At 63.6% G+C, this 17339-nt stretch carries 15 protein-coding genes and 1 pseudogene; 6 read left to right on the top strand and 10 right to left on the bottom strand.

What is annotated here, in order from left to right:
* Positions 1 to 22: 22 nt before the first annotated feature.
* The 3 genes from EJ079_RS17415 to EJ079_RS17405 all read left to right on the top strand — a co-directional run bounded on the left by EJ079_RS17415 (position 23) and on the right by EJ079_RS17405 (position 2472).
* On the top strand, positions 23 to 1225 hold the full coding sequence (locus tag EJ079_RS17415; protein ID WP_127809621.1) for an MFS transporter: 1203 nt from the start codon (positions 23 to 25) through the stop codon (positions 1223 to 1225).
* A gap of 296 nt (positions 1226 to 1521) precedes the next feature.
* On the top strand, positions 1522 to 1785 hold the full coding sequence (locus EJ079_RS17410) for a YMGG-like glycine zipper-containing protein (RefSeq protein ID WP_127268100.1): 264 nt from the start codon (positions 1522 to 1524) through the stop codon (positions 1783 to 1785).
* A 51-nt stretch (positions 1786 to 1836) separates the two neighbouring features.
* The gene (locus tag EJ079_RS17405; RefSeq protein ID WP_127396260.1) at positions 1837 to 2472 is read left to right on the top strand and encodes an outer membrane lipoprotein carrier protein LolA; all 636 of its coding nucleotides are present in this window, start codon (positions 1837 to 1839) and stop codon (positions 2470 to 2472) included.
* 386 nt (positions 2473 to 2858) lie between these two features.
* On the opposite strand, the gene EJ079_RS17395 is transcribed toward EJ079_RS17405, so the two are convergent.
* On the bottom strand, positions 2859 to 3158 hold the full coding sequence (locus EJ079_RS17395; RefSeq protein ID WP_127326294.1) for an HlyU family transcriptional regulator: 300 nt from the start codon (positions 3156 to 3158) through the stop codon (positions 2859 to 2861).
* A 112-nt stretch (positions 3159 to 3270) separates the two neighbouring features.
* A complete protein-coding gene (locus tag EJ079_RS17390; protein ID WP_127326293.1) occupies positions 3271 to 3960 on the bottom strand; it encodes a PadR family transcriptional regulator in 690 nt (229 codons plus the stop codon).
* Between the two features lie 269 nt (positions 3961 to 4229).
* Here EJ079_RS17390 and EJ079_RS17385 point away from each other — a divergent pair, with 269 nt between their 5' ends.
* The gene (locus EJ079_RS17385; protein WP_127396261.1) at positions 4230 to 4487 is read left to right on the top strand and encodes a DUF2798 domain-containing protein; all 258 of its coding nucleotides are present in this window, start codon (positions 4230 to 4232) and stop codon (positions 4485 to 4487) included.
* A 66-nt stretch (positions 4488 to 4553) separates the two neighbouring features.
* On the opposite strand, the gene EJ079_RS17380 is transcribed toward EJ079_RS17385, so the two are convergent.
* The 7 genes and pseudogenes from EJ079_RS17380 to EJ079_RS34280 form a co-directional block, all read right to left on the bottom strand.
* A complete protein-coding gene (locus tag EJ079_RS17380; protein ID WP_127809620.1) occupies positions 4554 to 4922 on the bottom strand; it encodes a DCC1-like thiol-disulfide oxidoreductase family protein in 369 nt (122 codons plus the stop codon).
* Positions 4923 to 5987: a DMT family transporter gene (locus EJ079_RS17375; protein WP_127809619.1), complete on the bottom strand. Its 1065-nt coding sequence runs from the start codon at positions 5985 to 5987 to the stop codon at positions 4923 to 4925.
* A 26-nt stretch (positions 5988 to 6013) separates the two neighbouring features.
* On the bottom strand, positions 6014 to 6283 hold the full coding sequence (locus EJ079_RS17370; RefSeq protein WP_127809618.1) for a DUF333 domain-containing protein: 270 nt from the start codon (positions 6281 to 6283) through the stop codon (positions 6014 to 6016).
* 106 nt (positions 6284 to 6389) lie between these two features.
* Complete coding sequence (locus EJ079_RS17365) at positions 6390 to 6683, bottom strand: GYD domain-containing protein (protein WP_127396265.1); 294 nt, start codon at positions 6681 to 6683, stop codon at positions 6390 to 6392.
* A 180-nt stretch (positions 6684 to 6863) separates the two neighbouring features.
* On the bottom strand, positions 6864 to 8885 hold the full coding sequence (rpoD, locus tag EJ079_RS17360; protein ID WP_013530149.1) for an RNA polymerase sigma factor RpoD: 2022 nt from the start codon (positions 8883 to 8885) through the stop codon (positions 6864 to 6866).
* Positions 8886 to 9306: 421 nt separating this feature from the next.
* Entirely contained in the window at positions 9307 to 11241 is a 1935-nt protein-coding gene (dnaG, locus tag EJ079_RS17355; protein ID WP_127809617.1) for a DNA primase, read from the bottom strand.
* 136 nt (positions 11242 to 11377) lie between these two features.
* Positions 11378 to 11757: pseudogene (locus EJ079_RS34280) on the bottom strand (RcnB family protein).
* A 387-nt stretch (positions 11758 to 12144) separates the two neighbouring features.
* On the opposite strand from EJ079_RS34280, the gene EJ079_RS17345 reads away from it, so the two are divergent.
* Together EJ079_RS17345 and EJ079_RS17340 are read left to right on the top strand one after the other, a co-directional pair.
* Entirely contained in the window at positions 12145 to 13809 is a 1665-nt protein-coding gene (locus tag EJ079_RS17345; RefSeq protein ID WP_127809616.1) for a Na/Pi cotransporter family protein, read from the top strand.
* Between the two features lie 146 nt (positions 13810 to 13955).
* Entirely contained in the window at positions 13956 to 15140 is a 1185-nt protein-coding gene (locus EJ079_RS17340) for an MFS transporter (RefSeq protein ID WP_127809615.1), read from the top strand.
* A 6-nt stretch (positions 15141 to 15146) separates the two neighbouring features.
* On the opposite strand, the gene EJ079_RS17335 is transcribed toward EJ079_RS17340, so the two are convergent.
* Entirely contained in the window at positions 15147 to 17321 is a 2175-nt protein-coding gene (locus EJ079_RS17335; RefSeq protein ID WP_127809614.1) for a heavy metal translocating P-type ATPase, read from the bottom strand.
* Between the last annotated feature and the right edge of the window lie 18 nt (positions 17322 to 17339).

The raw sequence follows: 17339 nt of genomic DNA, 5'->3' as shown, positions 1-17339 counted from the left end.
CCTTTAGGCATGGGAGATTTGAATGAGCCTTTCCTATCGTTGGGTCATCGTCGCCGCTGGCGCGCTGATGTCCTGTGTCGCCATCGGGACGATGTTTTCGCTGGCGATATTCCTGGAGCCGATGGCGATCGACACCAACTGGTCGCGCGCCGGCATTTCCAGCGCCATGACGCTCAACTTCCTGGTGATGGGCCTTGGTGGCTTCGCCTGGGGCGCGATATCGGACCGTTTTGGCGCCCGCATCGTCGTGATGATCGGCGCGGTGCTGCTCGGGTTGGCGCTGGTGCTGGCCAGCCGCGCCGGTTCGCTGCTGAGCTTCCAGATCACCTATGGCGTGCTGGTCGGTCTCGCGGCAAGCGCCTTTTTCGCGCCGATGATCGCGCTGACCACGGGCTGGTTCGACACCAACCGCAGCCTTGCCGTCTCACTGGTCTCGGCCGGCATGGGCGTGGCGCCGATGACGATCTCGCCCTTCGCCCGCTGGTTGATCTCCGCCTATGACTGGCGCACCGCCATGTTCGACATCGGCATTACCGCCTGGGTGCTGCTGTTGCCGGTGGTGCTGCTGGTGCGCCAGCGGCCGAAGCCCGTCCTGGTCGACACCGGCTCCGCGCCGGTTGCCGAAGGTGCCGGCCTGACAGTCGGCCAGGCGCTGCGCTCGCCGCAATTCATCGTGCTCGGGCTGACCTTCTTTGCCTGCTGCGCGGCGCATTCCGGACCGATCTTCCATATGGTCAGCTATGCCATGCTGTGCGGCGTCGCCCCCATGGCAGCGGTCTCGATCTACAGTGTCGAAGGTCTGGCAGGCCTTGGCGGCCGGCTCTTCTACGGCGTGCTGGCCGACCGGCTGGGCGTCAAGCCGGTGCTGATCGCGGGCCTGGCGATCCAGGCGATCGTCATTGCCGCCTATCTGTCGATCAGCCAGCTTGAGCAGTTCTACATGCTGGCCGTTATCTTCGGTGCCACCTATGGCGGCGTCATGCCGCTCTATGCGGTGCTGGCGCGCGAATATTTCGGCCAGCGCATCCTCGGCACCGTGTTCGGCGCCGCCACCATGCTGTCCAGCCTCGGCATGGCATTGGGACCGCTTGCCGGCGGCATGGTGTTCGATGCCTACGCCAACTATTCCTGGCTGTTCATCGGCTCGGCTCTTATCGGGCTCGGCGCGGTCGGCATCGCCATCGCGTTCCCGCCACTGCCACGCAGGGAACTGCAGCCGGCTTAGTTCGGGTCGACTTCCAAACCTTGCTGGCCAGGCGCGCAATCAGCCTGGCCCGTTCGGTTCGCCGCGGATCCTGTCCCCTGTTTCATCCGCTCCCCCTTGTGCGAGTGCGGAAGTCCCCGGCCACGTTTGCACCAAGCGCGACCTTCGCGCACCCGTCCACACAGTGAGGGTACCACTTGAGCCGAAGGCGCGCGGCTCCGCCACGGCCAGGCTTGAATGGCAGGCAACGGTCGATGGATCGAAAAGCTCTCTTAAGCATTTAAGCTTTGGCTAATAGTAGCCTCAGGAGAGAAACGATGAAAAAGACGCTGCTCATTTTGAGCCTGCTCATTCCGCTCTCGGCGTGCTCCCGTACCGAACAAGGCGCCGCCGTCGGCGGCTTGGGTGGCGCGGCCGTAGGCGCCGCAGTGGCCGGAGACCCTGTGGAAGGGGCGGTTGTTGGCGGTGCGGTGGGAGCGATAGCCGGGGCCGTCATCGGCCACGCCAGCGAAGCCGGCCAGTGCAGATATCGTGATCGGTACGGCCGGGTTTACGTCGCGCGGTGCCCGGACGGCTACTGATCTCAAGACGCGTGATCTCCTTCGATCACGCGTCTGCTTGGGGTTAATCGAATGGCCTATCGGATCAAAAAGTTGCCGGGTTTCTTGTTTGCCGCTGTCGGCGCTGCCGCGTTGAATATCGCGTCCACGATTGCGATTTCGGCCGCGCTGGTTGATGCGAAGACGATTGCCGATCACTTCTCATCGGTGAAATCTATGTCAGGGGATTTCGTGCAGTCGGGCCCGAAGGCGGAAAGAAAACATGGCAGGTTTTTTCTCCAACGCCCGGGCAAGATCCGGTTCAATTATGCTGGCCAATCTGGGATCAGCGTGATTGCGGATGGTAAATCCCTGGTGGTTTACAACAGGAAACTGAAGACATCGCGGCTCTATGCTCTCTCGAAGACGCCGCTGAAGCTGCTGCTCGACAACAAGGTCGACTTCTCCGGCAGTCGCCTCAAGAGCATCAGAGACGACGGCGCCCAAGTTACCGTCAAGCTGGCCGACAGATCGGCTTTCGGCAACTCGAACATCTCCATGGTGTTCGACAGAAAATCGCTCGATCTGCGCAGATGGAGCCTCACCGACGAGAAGGGACTTACCACAACGGTGACTATATCAAATGTGAAGCAGGGCGTTCGCGCTCCCGAGGGCACCTTCGTTATCGATTATGCGGCGAACCGTGAATTCAACACCACAACGAAATAGCGGCGGCCGCAGAATGGTCACAGCACCGGAACCAATATGATCAGCGGCGGTTTAATCCGTGAAGGGACCGGAACCGCAAAGGACGCGGCACAATGATTGAAATTCACAGCATCGAAGCGGCCAACGCCAGACTGCGCATAAGGAGAGCTGAGCACTCTCTGAAGCGCGCGAATGACTTGCTGACGAGGAAGGCGGCGTCGCTCTTAATCTGGCATTGTGCGGCCGGATAAGGGCCGCGAGAAGGCATCTGATCGAGGCCAGGACCCGCCTGATGACGATCGATCCCGCCAGGACGAGTTGATCCGCCGGCGGTCGTAGGTCAACCCGGACCGAGAGGTCCATCGTGGTGCAAAGACCGGCATGGTTAGGCAGTGCCCTGCTGGGATCTACCCAAAAATCCGGTCGCCCTGCTCGTCGACCAGTTGGATGCCCTTTTTGATCGAGATGTCGACGGCATCGTCGAGCCCGGCGAAACGGTCTGCGCGGATGAATTTGTGTTCCTTCACCACACCGTCGATCTCCTTGGAGACGACGCCGCACGTCTGGTACTGGCCATCCGCCTTGTAGGGCGTGGCGCTGATCAGGAAGCCCTTGTGCTCGACCTGCTTGGCTGGCGCTGCACTCGTCGGCTCAGCCGCCTGGGTTCCGCCGCCACCACCGCCGAAAAGACGCTTCAGAAAAGACATCGGGCTTCCTCCAACAGCATTCATCCCGCACCATGTAGAGTGACGCGGGATGAATTTCACTATCGGTCCTTGGCCCAGCGGGCAAGGGCTGCGTCCGGTCGGCTGGACAAGCTTACTTGTGCGACAGCGCTTCCAGCGCCTCGGCGGCGCCTTCGAGGATGGCGATCGCCTCGGCCTGCTTGTCGGCCGGGGCGTCGACGAAGTCACCCAGAGCCGCGCGCAGTCGGTGGCGGACTGCGCGGAATTCGTCGCGCGCTTCCGAACGATCCCCGCGGCTACCCCGGCCGCCACGACGCCCGCCCTCTTCACTCTCGTCGTTCCAGCCGAACCAGTCGCGCGCCTTGGCCATTTTGCGGCCGAAGCGCTCGAGATGGTCGAGCACGCCATCGATCATCTCGCGGTTGTCGGCGAGATGCGCCTGACCAGCTTCGGTGATCGAAAACACCTTCTTGTTGCCGTCGGCGGCGGAGGCGGCATAGCCGGCCTCTTCCAGGAAGGTCAGCGTCGGGTAGACCACGCCCGGGCTCGGGCTGTAGATGCCGCTGGTGCGCTCCTCCAGGGCCTTGATGATGTCGTAGCCGTGGCGCGGTGCCTCGGCCAGCAGCGACAGCGTGATCAGCTTGAGGTCGCCGTCGGCCAGCATGCGCCCGGCGCGGAACATGTCGCCCGGGCCTCCGCGCCCGCCACCGCGACCGCCCTGTCCGAACGGGCCAAAACCGCCGCCCCCTCTGCCACCGAATTTGCCGGCCATGTGCATGAACATCCGTTCGCCGAAATGATTGTTCCCAAAATGTTTGTGCATTGATTGCTCCTTGAGTTGTATCTTACGATATGTCTTAATTAGGCAAGCCAATCGACGGAGTCAAGATATATCTTACGATGTATCTGAATGCGGCGCCAGAGGCTTGCTTTCATTGGAACGTGCCGCTAGAAGGCCGGCGAGCGCCTCGGCTGCTCCGTAAGCGTCTGACGTCAAGCAACGCATCCAACCCGGTCTTCCGGGCAATTTTGCCGGCCACCGGCGAATGGATGCCAATGCGACGGACCGGACACTTTCAGGGAACACCCGAAATGAATGCAAGATATCAGCGCAGGAAACTGCCTGCGCGCTATGCCGCTGTTCTCAGCCCGCTGGTGCTGTCGCTGTTGATGACCTTCATCGTCTCGTTGATCTCGACGTTGAAAAGCCTTGGCTTCCACCCCGACCTGCCGTCCATCTGGCTGACCGCCTGGGGTCTGTCGTGGCTGGTGGCGTTTCCGACGCTGCTGCTGGTGCTGCCGATAGTGCGCCGCATCGTCGGCGCGCTGTGCAAGCCGGCCAGCCGATAGCGCGCACGAAAAAGGTCCGGAGATGTCCTCCGGACCTTTTGCCCTGCGGTCATCAATGACGAACCGCTACCAGCGGCCCTTGCGGCGGTTCCAGGCATAGAGAAGATCGGCGAAGCGGTCGTAGGCAAAGCGTGTCAGCGGCAAGACAAACGGATTGCCGAACACCATCGCCAGCCAGCCTTCGCCCGGCGTGACCTTCCACACGGCGATGGCAACGTCGGCGCCGACCAGCAGCCTGCCCGCCGCATCGGTGGCGTGCAGCCGGCGGCGGATATCCTCAAGCGACGCGCCAAGTCCGGCAAGCGCTGCCGGTTCAAGATTGATATCTCGGAACTCGATCCGCCCGGCCTTGACCGCCTCGATCAGCCGCCGCTTCTGCCTGCTGATTCCGGCATCGCAGACCGGGCAGCGCGTGTTGTACCAGACGGTCAGCATCTATCCGTGGCCATGCCTGTGGTGCAGGTCGGGATAATGCGGATGCCGGTGGCGCATCGGGGCATGCCGGTGCCAGTGCGAATGCGGCTCGCTCACCGGCCCGTCATGATGGTGCTGGTGGTGCTCGTCATGCAAATGGCTGTGCTCGTGTTCCAGTTCCTCATGATCGTGCTCGTGCTCATGGTGTTCCGACAGATGCAGCCACAGGCCAACGCCCATCAGAAGTCCGGCGACAGCCAGCTTGAGCGTGACGGCGTCACCCAGGATGGCGATTGCCAGCAACGCGCCGATGAAGGGAGCGAGCGAGTAATAGGCCCCTGTCCGCGCGGTGCCCAGATGACGCAGCGCCACGATGAACATCACCAGGCTGACCCCGATGCCGAAGAAACCGACTGCGGCGGTCGCTGCAATGACCGACGCCGGGGGAAACAAGGCCCCGCCGGCAAGCGCCAGCCCGACATTGACGACACCCGCCACCAGCCCTTTGAGCATGGCGATCACCACCGGGTCGGTGGCGGAGATCCTGCGCGTGAAATTGTTGTCGATCCCCCAGGCCAGACAAGCCCCTGCCACCATCAGGGCGCCACGGTTGAAGGCGACGCCCTCACCTTGCCACGACAGAAGAATGGCACCCGCCAGAATGGCGAAGGCGCCAAAAAGCAGGCGCCGGTCGACATTCTCGCGATAGACGAGCCAGGCGATCGCCATCGTCGCCAGCCCTTCCAGGTTGAGCAGCAGCGCCGAACTGGACGCCGTGTTGAGGGTCAATCCGAACAGCAGCAGCACCGGCGCGATAACGCCGCCCATGCCGATCGCCAGCGCCAGCCAGGGAATATCCCCAGCGGTCAGTTGCGCCTCCCCGGCCGCGGCCTGCCTGCCCCGAAGCAGGCGGTACAGAGCGAGGCCAAGACCGGCACCGAGATAGAGCAGGCCGGCCAGCATGAAGGGATTGACGCCATTGAGCAGCAGCTTGCTGAGCGGCGGCGTCGCCCCGAACAGGGCGGCCGAGCCAAGCGCGAGTGGCACGCCGGGCCACAGATGCGAATGGGAATGCGGTTCGGACATGATCTCACCCTATGATGGCAGGTGTGTCACTTGCGGCGCATGGCCGCCTTCGGCCCGATGCACTTGTTGTCGCGAAACAGCGCCCACTCCTCGCAAAGGCGCCCATTGGGCAAGCCGCAGAATCCATATTCATTACCGGCCTTGTCCTTCCTGATCACCAGGCGCCCGCCGATATCGACACAATGGACGGATGCCGGATTGGCCATGCCGACCGGTTTTTGCGCACTGGCGCCGGCGGAAAACGGCAGCGACGACAAAGCGGCAAAGCTGGCGACCAATATCGAAACCTTCTTCATCGCGATCTCCCCGGCCACATTCTATCACGGCGAAGCGCCCCGTCTTGCGGCAAAGCGCCACCAGGCCGGCACCAACCAGCGACTTCGAGAAACCCTGCCGATTCCTTCACCCGAGCGAGGTGATGATCTCGCGGTAGGCTAATTCGGGAAAGGCCTTCAGCGTCCGCGTCCTGACATTGCCCGCTGCCGCCAGCATCAGCGAGAAGCGCGCCAGCACCGCGTCGTCGGGCGCTTCGACCACCGCCACCATATCGTATTCGCCCATGGTCAGGTAGAACGTCTTGAACGATCCGCCCATGTCTCCCAGTTGCCTCCTGGCGGCGTCGAGCCGCTTCGGTGACTCGCGTATGTTCCTGGCACCTTGCTCCGTCCAGTTCATCAGCACGATGTAGCTTGTCATGGCACACCTCCCTCCGGGGCCACGGAGCACGGCGGCTTCGCCGGGGCGGGCATCCGGGTTGTCGCCCAGAAAATGCATCCGACACCGAATTATCCTCCCGAAGGGCCTCGCCCGCAAGAGTGCGTCCCACAACAAAAAAGGGCGCCATCGGCGCCCTTGAACTTTTTGCATCGGTAAGTCTCAGCTATCCAGGAAGCTGCGCAGCTTGCGCGACCTGCTCGGGTGCTTGAGCTTGCGCAGCGCCTTGGCTTCGATCTGGCGGATACGCTCGCGGGTGACCGAGAACTGCTGGCCGACTTCTTCCAGCGTGTGGTCGGTGTTCATGCCGATACCGAAGCGCATTCTGAGCACGCGCTCCTCGCGCGGCGTCAGCGAGGCCAGCACGCGCGTGGTGGTCTCGCGCAGATTGGCCTGGATCGCCGCGTCGATCGGCAGGATCGCCATCTTGTCCTCGATGAAATCGCCCAGATGCGAATCCTCCTCGTCGCCGACCGGCGTTTCGAGCGAGATCGGCTCCTTGGCGATCTTCAAGACCTTGCGCACCTTTTCGAGCGGCATGGCAAGCTTTTCGGCCAGTTCTTCCGGCGTCGGTTCGCGGCCGATCTCGTGCAGCATCTGGCGCGAGGTGCGCACGATCTTGTTGATCGTCTCGATCATGTGCACCGGAATACGGATGGTGCGCGCCTGATCGGCGATCGAACGCGTGATCGCCTGCCGGATCCACCACGTCGCATAGGTCGAGAACTTGTAGCCGCGGCGGTATTCGAATTTGTCGACCGCCTTCATCAGGCCGATATTGCCTTCCTGGATCAGGTCGAGGAACTGCAGGCCGCGATTGGTGTATTTCTTGGCGATGGAGATGACGAGGCGCAGATTGGCTTCGACCATTTCCTTCTTGGCGATCGCCGCTTCGCGCTCGCCTTTCTGCACCTGATTGACGATCTTGCGGAATTCCAGGATCGAGATCGCCGTTTCGGTGGCGAGGTTCTGGATCTCGGCGCGCAGGTCCTTGATCGCATCCTTCTCGTTCTTGGTGAATTCCTTCCAGCCGCGCGAGGTCAGATTGCCGATCGAGCGCGTCCAGTTCGGGTCGAGCTCGGAACCCTGATATTCCTTCAGGAACTCTTCGCGGCGCACGCCGTAGCTTTCGGCCAGCCTGAGCAGCTTGCCTTCGTTCTGCACCAGGCGCTTGTTGATGTCGTAGAGCTGCTCGACCAGCGCCTCGATGCGCGCCGTGTTGAGCGACAGCGACTTCACCGCCTTGATCAGCTGGTCCTTGAGCTCCTTCAGCCGGCGGTCCTGGCTGGGCGACAGCGTGCCGGCGGCGGCCAGACGGTTCTCGACCTGCTGGTCCTGCAGCTTGCGCAGCTTTTTGTAGGTGTCGGCGATAACGTCGAGCGTCTCCATCACCTGCGGGCGGAGTTCCGCTTCCATCGCGGCCAGCGACAGGCTCGCTTCGTCCTCGTCTTCGTCGTCGTCATCCGTCAGCCCACGCGTATCGGCGCCGACATTCGTGATGTCGTCTTCGTCGTCGCGCGAACGGCGCGGCTTGTCCTCGACCTTGGCTTCCTCGACGCGCTCGACCACCGGCGCCTGCTTGGCCTCGGGGCCGGCATAGGTGGCTTCGAGATCGATGATCTCGCGCAGCAGGATCTTGGATTCGTTGAGTTCGTCGCGCCAGATGATGATGGCCTGGAAGGTCAGCGGGCTTTCGCACAGACCCGCGATCATCGTCTCGCGGCCGGCCTCGATGCGCTTGGCGATGGCAATTTCGCCCTCGCGCGACAACAGCTCGACCGAGCCCATCTCGCGCAGATACATGCGCACCGGATCGTCGGTGCGATCGGTCGGTTCTTTCTTGGTGGTGGTGGCGGCGACCGCGGTGCCGGTCTGCTCAGCCAACTCGTTGGCGTCTTCCTCGGCATCGGCCGCGGTGTCGGCGGCCTCGGGCTCCTCGCCCTGCTCGTCGTCCTCGACCACGTTGATGCCCATGTCGGACAGCATCGCCATCGTGTCCTCGATCTGCTCGGAGGTCACTTCCTCTGAGGGCAGCACCGAATTCAGCTCGTCCATGGTGACATAGCCGCGCTTCTTGGCGGCCTTGATCATCTTCTTGACAGCATCATCGGAAAGGTCGAGCAGAGGGCCATCGGTGGCGCCTTCGCGTTCGGTTTCGACCTCTTCCTTTTCCTTTGTCGCCATAGTCTTTATCTTCTCCTAGCGGCCGAACTTCAAAGCCGCGTAAGCTGTCGGACCAGTCAAATCGGATGCGCTCGCTTATGAAACGCGCTTCACCGGGCCAGTAACTGCATCAACTCGTTTCGTTTGGTGTATGTCGTTGCCCAAATCGGTTTCCCCTTTTGGGCGACATGCATTAAGTCCAGATTAACCCTGATATCTGTGGCAGGCGGGCTGCCTGTCCAGTGACCAGTACCTCACATCGCTTATTTCCCGTCGACGCGGGTTCGGGTTAACGTTTCGAATCGTCCTGATTCCGCCAATCTGCCAGAAGGTCAAGCGCCTCTCGCATGATTCGCATGAAAAAAGCGAATCAATTACCCGACTTAGCCCGTTACGCGCCATTTGGACGCGCAACGACGCTTTCTCAATTCACTCGCTCCAACTAAGCTCGCCCAGCCCTGCCCGAGGAGACGCCAAACCCTTCGATCAGCGCTTCCGTGGCCTGCACATCCTGGAATTGCGCCTGAATTTCGATCAGATGCCGGTAGTTTTCGTCTGTGGGATCGGTGGCGAGCGCCGCTTCCGCCTGTTTCAGTTCCTTATGTAAGGTGCGCGCGCTGCGCTGCAAGTGCAGCGCCTGGCTGAAAGCATCGCGGGCATCTTCAAGGGCGGCGGTCTCCAGCGCCGGCCATTGCCGCATCCGCCGGATCAGCCCGACGGCCCGCTCCCAGATCTCGGCGCAGCCAGCGCGTTCGATCGTCGCAATCACCGCCTGCCGGTCATTGGCCATCTCATGCGCCATCGCATCTAGGATTGCCGCATGCAGCCGCCTCAGGTCGGAGTTGGCGAGATCGAGGAACTCGATATGGGCGAAATTCTCGTCGATCAGCGCCGGATGGTTGATCAACGCGACGATGATCGTCGCCTCGCGCACCGACATCCCCTCGCCGCCGCGTTTGACCAAAGCCGACTGGCCGAGGCTTTCGGTGATCGCAATGCGGCCGCCACCGCCTTTGGCGAACTGCCCGCCGGGCGCGGCCGTCTTGCCCTGGCCCTGTTTCCAGTCCTGCCGACCTTGACGCCCACTGCGCTGCGAGCCGAAGAAGCTCAGCACACGCTCGCGCATCTCCTGCTGGTAGTGGTAGCGCAGGCTTTCGTCGCGGATGCGGCTGGTCAGCTCGCGCAGCGTCTTCTCGAGTTCGGCCCGCCGCTCCGGCGTATCGAAGACGCCGCCCGCCGTCTCACGCATCCACAAAAGGTCGACCAGCGGCCGCGCCTCGGCCAGCACGCGACGAAAAGCATCCGGTCCTTCGGTCTTGACCAGATCGTCGGGATCCTTGCCTTCCGGCAGCAGCGCGAAGCGCGCCGAACGGCCGGCCTGCACAGATGGCAGCGCCATATCGGCGGCCCGCCACGCTGCCTTCAGCCCGGCCTTGTCGCCGTCGAAGCACAGCATCGGCTCCGGCGCCATGCGCCAGAGCAGTTCGAGCTGGTTCTCGGTAAGCGCGGTGCCGAGCGGCGCCACGACATTCTCGAAGCCGGCCTGCGCCAGTGCGATCACGTCCATATAGCCTTCGACGGCGATGACCGTGCCGCCCTTGGCCAAGGCCTTGCGGGCGCGGGCGAAATTATAGAGCACATTGCCCTTGTGGAAGAGCTCGGTGTCAGGCGAGTTCATGTATTTGGCCAGCGCGTCCGGCTGCAAAGCACGGCCGCCGAAGGCGATGATCTTGCCCCGGGAATCCGGAATCGGGAACATGATGCGGTCGCGGAACCAGTCATAGGAAACCGGGATGTCGTCACCGTGGCGCACCAGTCCACAAGCCTCGATGTCGGCCTTGGGCACGCCCTTGGCGGCGAGATGCTCCTTCAGCGCATTGCGGCTGTCGGGCGCAAAACCGAGCCGGAACGATTGCTGCGTCGCCGGCGTCAGTCCGCGGTCGCGCAGATAGGCACGCGCCTTGGCGCCTTCCGGCCCCTGCAGCCGTTCCTGGAAGAAGGCGGTGGCCATCTCCATGACGTCGGTCAGGCTGGCGCGTTCCTTTTCGCGCCGCTCCTCCTGCGCATCGCGAACCGGCATCGGCACACCGGCCATGTCGGCGATCTTTTCGACCGCTTCGGGAAAGCTCATCCCGTCGAGTTCGGTGAGGAACTTGAAATGATCGCCCGAAACAGAACAGCCGAAACAGTGGTAGCGGCCCTTTTTGTCCTCGCAGTGGAAGGATGGGCTCTTCTCGCCATGAAACGGGCAGCACGCCCAATAGTCGCCGCGTGGCGCGTTGGTCTTCTTGCGATCCCACGCGACGCGCTGGCCGATAACCGATGAAATCGGCACGCGGTCGCGTATCTCGTCGAGGAAGGCGGGTGGAAAGCGCATCGGGGAACTCGTTTCCCGATTATATAATCATACCCGCGAAATCCGACGACCCTTAATGCGGGCCATACCCGGTTTCCACAGGCAAAAGAGGCGGCCGTTGCGGGCCGCCTCTTTCCAATATCCGCCTGGGGAGCGATCAGTGCGCGGCAAGCGCGCCGAAAATGACGCCGGAGAGCACACCGACCAACACATAGTCGTTGCCGACGCGGATCCATTCCTGGCCGCGGCCGGGACGATGCAGGCCATAGCGGCCGTAGTCGCGGATCGGCTGGTGCTGTTCCAGCCTGAATATTTGTGGCCGTTGCGCCAGTTGTTGCGCTTTGCGATGACCTTCTTATGGAGGACGCGCTTCTGGATGAAGCGCTTCTTGACATCCCTGTTGGTGGGCTTTTGCCAGTCGACCTGGCTGTAGTTCGACTGCGGAGCGTTCGGTGCGTTCAGCGGTGCGGCTTGGCCGGTGAGGGACGTAGCGGCCAGCATCGAGAAAGCGAGTGCGGAAAGGACAATGCGTTTCAAGAGAAGTCTCCTTGGTTGTCGATGCCAGAGGAATAGCGGGCCACCGATGAACCGAAACTGAACGCCTGCATCACAATTGTGTAATGATTTCCTCTATTTACCGAATAGTGCTGAACATAATCGCAAAGGCAGGAGCCGGTCGCGCTGCCAACTTGGCCTATCCGTTGCTTCGCGCCCGCCCAGCAATGCAACCATTTGCGCGTCCGTCCATTTTCCGACACCGCCCGTCGCGCGGCAACGGCCCTTGAAATCGACAAGATTTTATTATCCGGCTAAAATATTCGAGCTATTATAAGCCACCGCCATGAACATGATTCGTACCCTCGTTTTCCCTTCTGATCGCCACGCCAAACAGGACGCGCATCCTGTTTGCATGCGGGGGACGAAATGAGCGGGTCCGTCGTCCTTCTGCATCTGGCCGGCGCCGTGGCGCTGATGCTGTTTGCCACCCGCATGGTGAAGACCGGCGTCGAACGCGCCTATGGCGACGTGCTGCGCCATCGCCTGCGCGCCACCATGCGCAATCCGATCATGGCGGTGCTGGCCGGCACCGGCCTTGCGATCGCCCTGCAAAGCTCCACCGCCGTCACGCTGCTGGTCGGCTCCTTCGCCGGCTCCGGCATCGTCTCGGGCGCCGCGGGCCAATTGGCAGTGCGCGGCGCCGAGATCGGCTCTGCACTGGTGGTCAAGCTGCTGACCTTCGACCTCACCTTGCTGGTGCCGCTGTGCCTGATCACCGGCACGGTCATGTTCATGGCCACCGAGCGGCGCGACTGGCGCCAGACCGGCCGCATTCTGGTCGGCATCGGCCTTTTGATCCTGTCGCTGGAGATGATCGGACAGGCGTCTGAGCCGCTGCGCAACAGCCAGCTCATGCCGGTCATCATCAACTACTTCTCGACCGATTCCATCACCGCCTATCTGCTGGCGGCGCTGATCACCTGGCTGTTCCAGTCGAGCATCGCGGCGGTGCTGTTGATGGCGACGCTGGCAGGCCGCGGCCTGATCACGCCTGAACTCGGCGTCGTTCTTATCCTCGGCGTCAACCTCGGCTCCTCGATCATCGCGCCGATGCTGACCCGCTCGTCAAGCCCCGAAGTGCGCGTCGTACCGATCGGCAATCTCCTGATGCGCGGGCTTGGCTCGCTTGTCATGCTGATCCTGGTCATGATCTTCAGGCCGCACTTCGCCTTTCTCGGTTCGACGGCGGCGGACCAGATCGTCAATGCGCACATCCTGTTCAACGTGCTGGTCCTGCTCGCCGGCCTGCCGCTGGCAGGGTTCGTCTACCGCGCTTCGGAGAAGATCGTCGCACTTGGCACCAAGCCCGTGCCGGCCGCCTCGCTTGACATCGTCGAGCTGTCCGCGCTCAACGAAAGCGCGCTCGACGTGCCGAGCCAGGCGCTGGCCAATGCCACCCGCGAGGTGGTGCGGGTCTGCGAGACGATCGAGATCATGCTCAAGCGCATCATCGAACTCTATGAAAGCGCCGACGCCGACAAGATTAAAGCGCTGGCCGCACTCGACGACCGCGTCGACCGCAAGCACGCCGCGATCAAGCTCTACCTCGCCAAGTTGACCAGGAACGCGCTGACCGAGGACGAGGCGCTGCGCTGCCAAGAGCTGATCGGCGCCTGCGTCAAGCTGGAGCAGGTCGGCGACATCATCGTGCGCAACATGCTGGTGCATGTGAAAAAGAAGTTCGAGCGCGGACTGGAATTCACCGACGAGGGCTGGGCCGAGCTGTGCGCCTTCCATAGCTCGGTGCTGGCCAATGCGCGGCTTGCCTTCAACGTTCTGGTGTCGCGCGATCCCGAGACCGCGCGCCAGTTGGTGCTGGAAAAAGACCGGCTTCGCGACCGCGAAAAAGAAACCAGCGCCAGCCATTTCGTGCGCCTGCGCGACGGCACTGCCAAGAGCGTCGAGACCAGCTCGATCCATCTCGACACCATCCGCGACCTGAAGCAGATCAATTCGCTGCTGGCCTCGATGGCCTATCCGGTGCTCGAAGAGCGCGGTCTGCTGACTGGATCCAGGTTGAAGGCGAGCTGAGAAGCAGCCGATCTCCCCCCTCGTGAGGGAGATTGGCGCTTCACCGCCTCGCCCCACTCAAGAAAACCTAAACCAGCGACAAAAATTTCTGGATTGCCCGCGACGCCCATCCGTGGTTTGAGGCCCTTCCAGCTAAGGCTTCCCCCATGTCGCTTCCGCTCATCGCCCTGTTCATCGCCGCCTTTGCTTTCGGCACCACTGAATTCGTCATTGCCGGCGTGCTGCCGCAAGTGGCGGAGGGGCTCGGCGTCTCGGTTCCCTCGGCCGGCTATCTCGTCTCCGGCTATGCCTGCGGCATCGCCATCGGCGGTCCACTGCTGGCGCTCGCCACCAAGTCGCTGTCGCGCAAGAGCCTGCTGCTCGGCCTCGCCATCGCCTTCACCATCGGCCAGGCGGCTTGCGCGCTGGCGCCCGACTTCACCTCGATGCTACTGTTGCGCATTGCCGTGGCGGTCGCGCATGGCGCCTATTTCGGCGTCGCCATGGTCGTCGCCGTCGGTCTCGTGCGCGAGGACCAGCGCGGCATGGCTGTCGCCGTCATCCTGTCCGGCCTCACCGTCTCCAACGTCATCGGCGTGCCGGCCGGCACCGCGATCGGCAACATCTGGGGCTGGCGCGCCACCTTCTGGGTGATGTGCGCGCTCGGCGTGGCGGCGACGCTTGCCATGGCAGCCCTGTTGCCGCGCACCACCGGCTCATCGGCCAAGCCTGCCGGTTTCGCCCGCGAGGTCCGTGTGCTGGCCCGCCAGCAGGTCTGGACTTCGCTGATCCTGATGCTGATGCTGATGATCGGCCAGTTCGGCCTGTTCACCTACATCACCCCGACACTGCTGGAGGTCACCGGGCTCGACGAGAACCTGGTGCCGTGGGTGCTGCTGCTCAACGGCGTCGGCGCCACGCTCGGCGTCTTCCTCGGCGGCAAGCTGTCCGACTGGAAGCTGATGCCGTCGCTAATCACCATGCTGGCCTTGCAGGCGGTGACGCTGGCCGTCATCTACGCCGTCAGCCCCTATCCCCTGCCGATGGTTGTGGCGATCGTCATCTGGGGCGGCCTCAACTTCGCCATCGGCACACCGATCCAGACCCGCATCCTGGCCTGGACGGCGGACGCCTCGAACCTCGCCTCGTCGCTCATTCCGTCCGGCTTCAATGTCGGCATCGCGCTGGCCGCGTCGTTGGGCGCCGCGATGCTGAACAGCGGCTATGGCTACCGCAGCCTGCCGCTGCTGGGCGCCATCGCCATGCTGGTCGCCGTCGCGGTGGCGCTGGCATCCTATGTCTGGGAAGGGCGCAGCAACGCCACGCCGCCGCTGACGGCTCCGGCGGAATAGACCACTTCACCCGCGCCAGCGCAGCAGGCGCATGGCGTTGGCGGTGACCAGCACCGTGGCGCCGGTATCGGCCAGGATCGCCGGCCACAGGCCGGTGATGCCCAAAATGGTGGTGACCAGGAACACCGCCTTCAGCCCGAGCGCAACGCTGATGTTCTGGCCGATATTGGCCATCACCGCCCGCGACAGTCTTACCATGCGCGCGACGTCCATGACGCGGCCATGCAGGATCGCCGCGTCCGCCGTCTCCAGCGCCACATCGGTGCCGCCGCCAATGGCGATTCCGATGTCGGCGGCGGCGAGCGCCGGCGCATCGTTGATGCCATCGCCGACCTTGGCGACCTTCAGCCCTTCGCGCTGCAATTCACCGATGATGCGCTGCTTGTCCTGAGGCAACAACTCCGCCCGCGCCTCGATCCCGAGGGAAGCGGCGATGGCTTCGGCCGTGCGGCGATTGTCGCCGGTCAGCATGATCGTGCGGATGCCCTCGGCCTTCAGCGCCGCAATGCCGGCCGCCGCATCCGGCCGCGGCTCGTCGCGCATGGCGATCAGTCCTGCCACCACGCCGTCGGCGACCAGCACTGAGACGGTCTTGCCCTGCCCGTTGAGGCTGTCGACGGCGAGGCGCTGCACTTGCGTCATGTCGGCGCGTTCGCCCGCCGCTGGACCGGAGCCGAGGAAGACGGCGACGCCACCGACGCTGCCCTCGACACCTTTGCCCGAGATCGCCTTCGCCGCCAGAGCCGGCGGCACCGGCGCACCATCAGCCTTGGCCCTGTCGAGGATCGCCATGGCTAGCGGATGGCTGGAACCCTGCTCGAGCGCCGCCGCCAGCGCCAGCACGGTGCGTTCATCGCGGCCATAGGCCATGATGTCGGTCACCACGGGCCTGCCCGCGGTCAGCGTGCCCGTCTTGTCGAAGGCCACCGCCGTGACCCGGCGAAACCCTTCCAGCACCGCACCACCTTTCATCAACAGGCCACGGCGCGCGCCGGTCGCAAGACCTGCGGCTATCGCCGCCGGCGTCGAGATGACGAGCGCGCAGGGGCAACCGATCAGCAGGATCGCCAGGCCCTTGTAGATCCATTCGTTCCAGTCGCCGCCAATGAGCAGCGGCGGCAACAGCGCAACCAGCGCGCCGACCGCCAGCACCGCCGGGGTGTAGGTGCGCGAGAAGCGGTCGATGAAGCGTTCGGTCGGTGCCTTTGCTTCCTGCGCCTCCTCCACAAGCCGCACGATGCGGGCGATGGTGTTGTCGGACGCGGCCGCCGTCACCCGCACCTTGAGCACGCCGTCGGTGCTGATCGTGCCGGCAAAGACGGCGTCAGCGACACCCTTGCGCTTCGGTGTGCTCTCGCCGGTCACCGGCGCCTCGTCGATATAGCTCGACCCCTCGACGATCTCGCCGTCGGCCGGGATGCGGTCACCCGGCCGCACCACGATGACATCGCCGACCGCGAGATCTTCGGCGGGAACCTCCGATGTGCCGCCTGCCCGCTCGACCAGAGCTGTCTTCGGCACCAGGTCGGCAAGCCCCTGGATGCTCGCCCGCGCGCGGCCGGCGGCGACACCTTCCAGAAGTTCGCCGATCAGGAACAGCACCACCACGGCGGCGGCTTCTTCCGTGGCGCCGATCATCACGGCGCCTATCGCCGCTATGGTCATCAGCATCTCGATCGAGAACGGCGTGCCGGCCAATGCCGCCATCAGCGCGCGCCGCGCGATCGGCACCAGGCCGACCAGCAACGCGCCCAGGAACACCCAGCGCTCGCCCGTCGGAAACAGATGGCCGATGCCATAGGCGGCGAGAAGCGCTGCCGCGCAGGCCAGCGTCAACACCGTCCGGCGGGAGCGCCACCACGCCTGCCCCGGCTCGGCATCGCTGTGATCATGATCAGCATGGTCATGTGCCTTGGCCACTGAAGCACGCCCATCGGCCCCGCCTTCCGCCTTGACGATGCCGTAGCCGAGCCGCGCCACCTGCTGCAGCACCTTGCCATCGTTGAGCGAACCGCCATGGCTGACCGTCATGCTGGCGCCGGTCACTGAAACCGAGACATCGGCGACGCCGTCGAGGCGGCGCACCACCGTATCGATCTTGGCCGCGCAGGAGGCGCAGTCCATGCCGCCGATCTTGAACCGTGTCTGCCCGATTGTTTCCTGCTTGAGGGGTGCCGTCACCACATTACCTGTCTGCCT

This window comes from Mesorhizobium sp. M7A.F.Ce.TU.012.03.2.1 (genome assembly GCF_004006095.1).
In the GTDB taxonomy this organism is placed as follows: Bacteria; Pseudomonadota; Alphaproteobacteria; order Rhizobiales; family Rhizobiaceae; genus Mesorhizobium.
This window is presented reverse-complemented; position numbering and strand designations above follow the sequence as displayed.

What these genes read in the sequence shown, in the direction of transcription:
- EJ079_RS17415 (WP_127809621.1), top strand. Translation starts at nt 23, where the DNA reads ATGAGCCTTTCCTATCGTTGGGTCATCGTCGCCGCTGGCGCGCTGATG.
- EJ079_RS17410 (WP_127268100.1), top strand. Translation starts at nt 1,522, where the DNA reads ATGAAAAAGACGCTGCTCATTTTGAGCCTGCTCATTCCGCTCTCGGCG.
- EJ079_RS17405 (WP_127396260.1), top strand. Translation starts at nt 1,837, where the DNA reads ATGGCCTATCGGATCAAAAAGTTGCCGGGTTTCTTGTTTGCCGCTGTC.
- EJ079_RS17395 (WP_127326294.1), bottom strand. Translation starts at nt 3,158, where the DNA reads ATGTCTTTTCTGAAGCGTCTTTTCGGCGGTGGTGGCGGCGGAACCCAG.
- EJ079_RS17390 (WP_127326293.1), bottom strand. Translation starts at nt 3,960, where the DNA reads ATGCACAAACATTTTGGGAACAATCATTTCGGCGAACGGATGTTCATG.
- EJ079_RS17385 (WP_127396261.1), top strand. Translation starts at nt 4,230, where the DNA reads ATGAATGCAAGATATCAGCGCAGGAAACTGCCTGCGCGCTATGCCGCT.
- EJ079_RS17380 (WP_127809620.1), bottom strand. Translation starts at nt 4,922, where the DNA reads ATGCTGACCGTCTGGTACAACACGCGCTGCCCGGTCTGCGATGCCGGA.
- EJ079_RS17375 (WP_127809619.1), bottom strand. Translation starts at nt 5,987, where the DNA reads ATGTCCGAACCGCATTCCCATTCGCATCTGTGGCCCGGCGTGCCACTC.
- EJ079_RS17370 (WP_127809618.1), bottom strand. Translation starts at nt 6,283, where the DNA reads ATGAAGAAGGTTTCGATATTGGTCGCCAGCTTTGCCGCTTTGTCGTCG.
- EJ079_RS17365 (WP_127396265.1), bottom strand. Translation starts at nt 6,683, where the DNA reads ATGACAAGCTACATCGTGCTGATGAACTGGACGGAGCAAGGTGCCAGG.
- rpoD (WP_013530149.1), bottom strand. Translation starts at nt 8,885, where the DNA reads ATGGCGACAAAGGAAAAGGAAGAGGTCGAAACCGAACGCGAAGGCGCC.
- dnaG (WP_127809617.1), bottom strand. Translation starts at nt 11,241, where the DNA reads ATGCGCTTTCCACCCGCCTTCCTCGACGAGATACGCGACCGCGTGCCG.
- EJ079_RS17345 (WP_127809616.1), top strand. Translation starts at nt 12,145, where the DNA reads ATGAGCGGGTCCGTCGTCCTTCTGCATCTGGCCGGCGCCGTGGCGCTG.
- EJ079_RS17340 (WP_127809615.1), top strand. Translation starts at nt 13,956, where the DNA reads ATGTCGCTTCCGCTCATCGCCCTGTTCATCGCCGCCTTTGCTTTCGGC.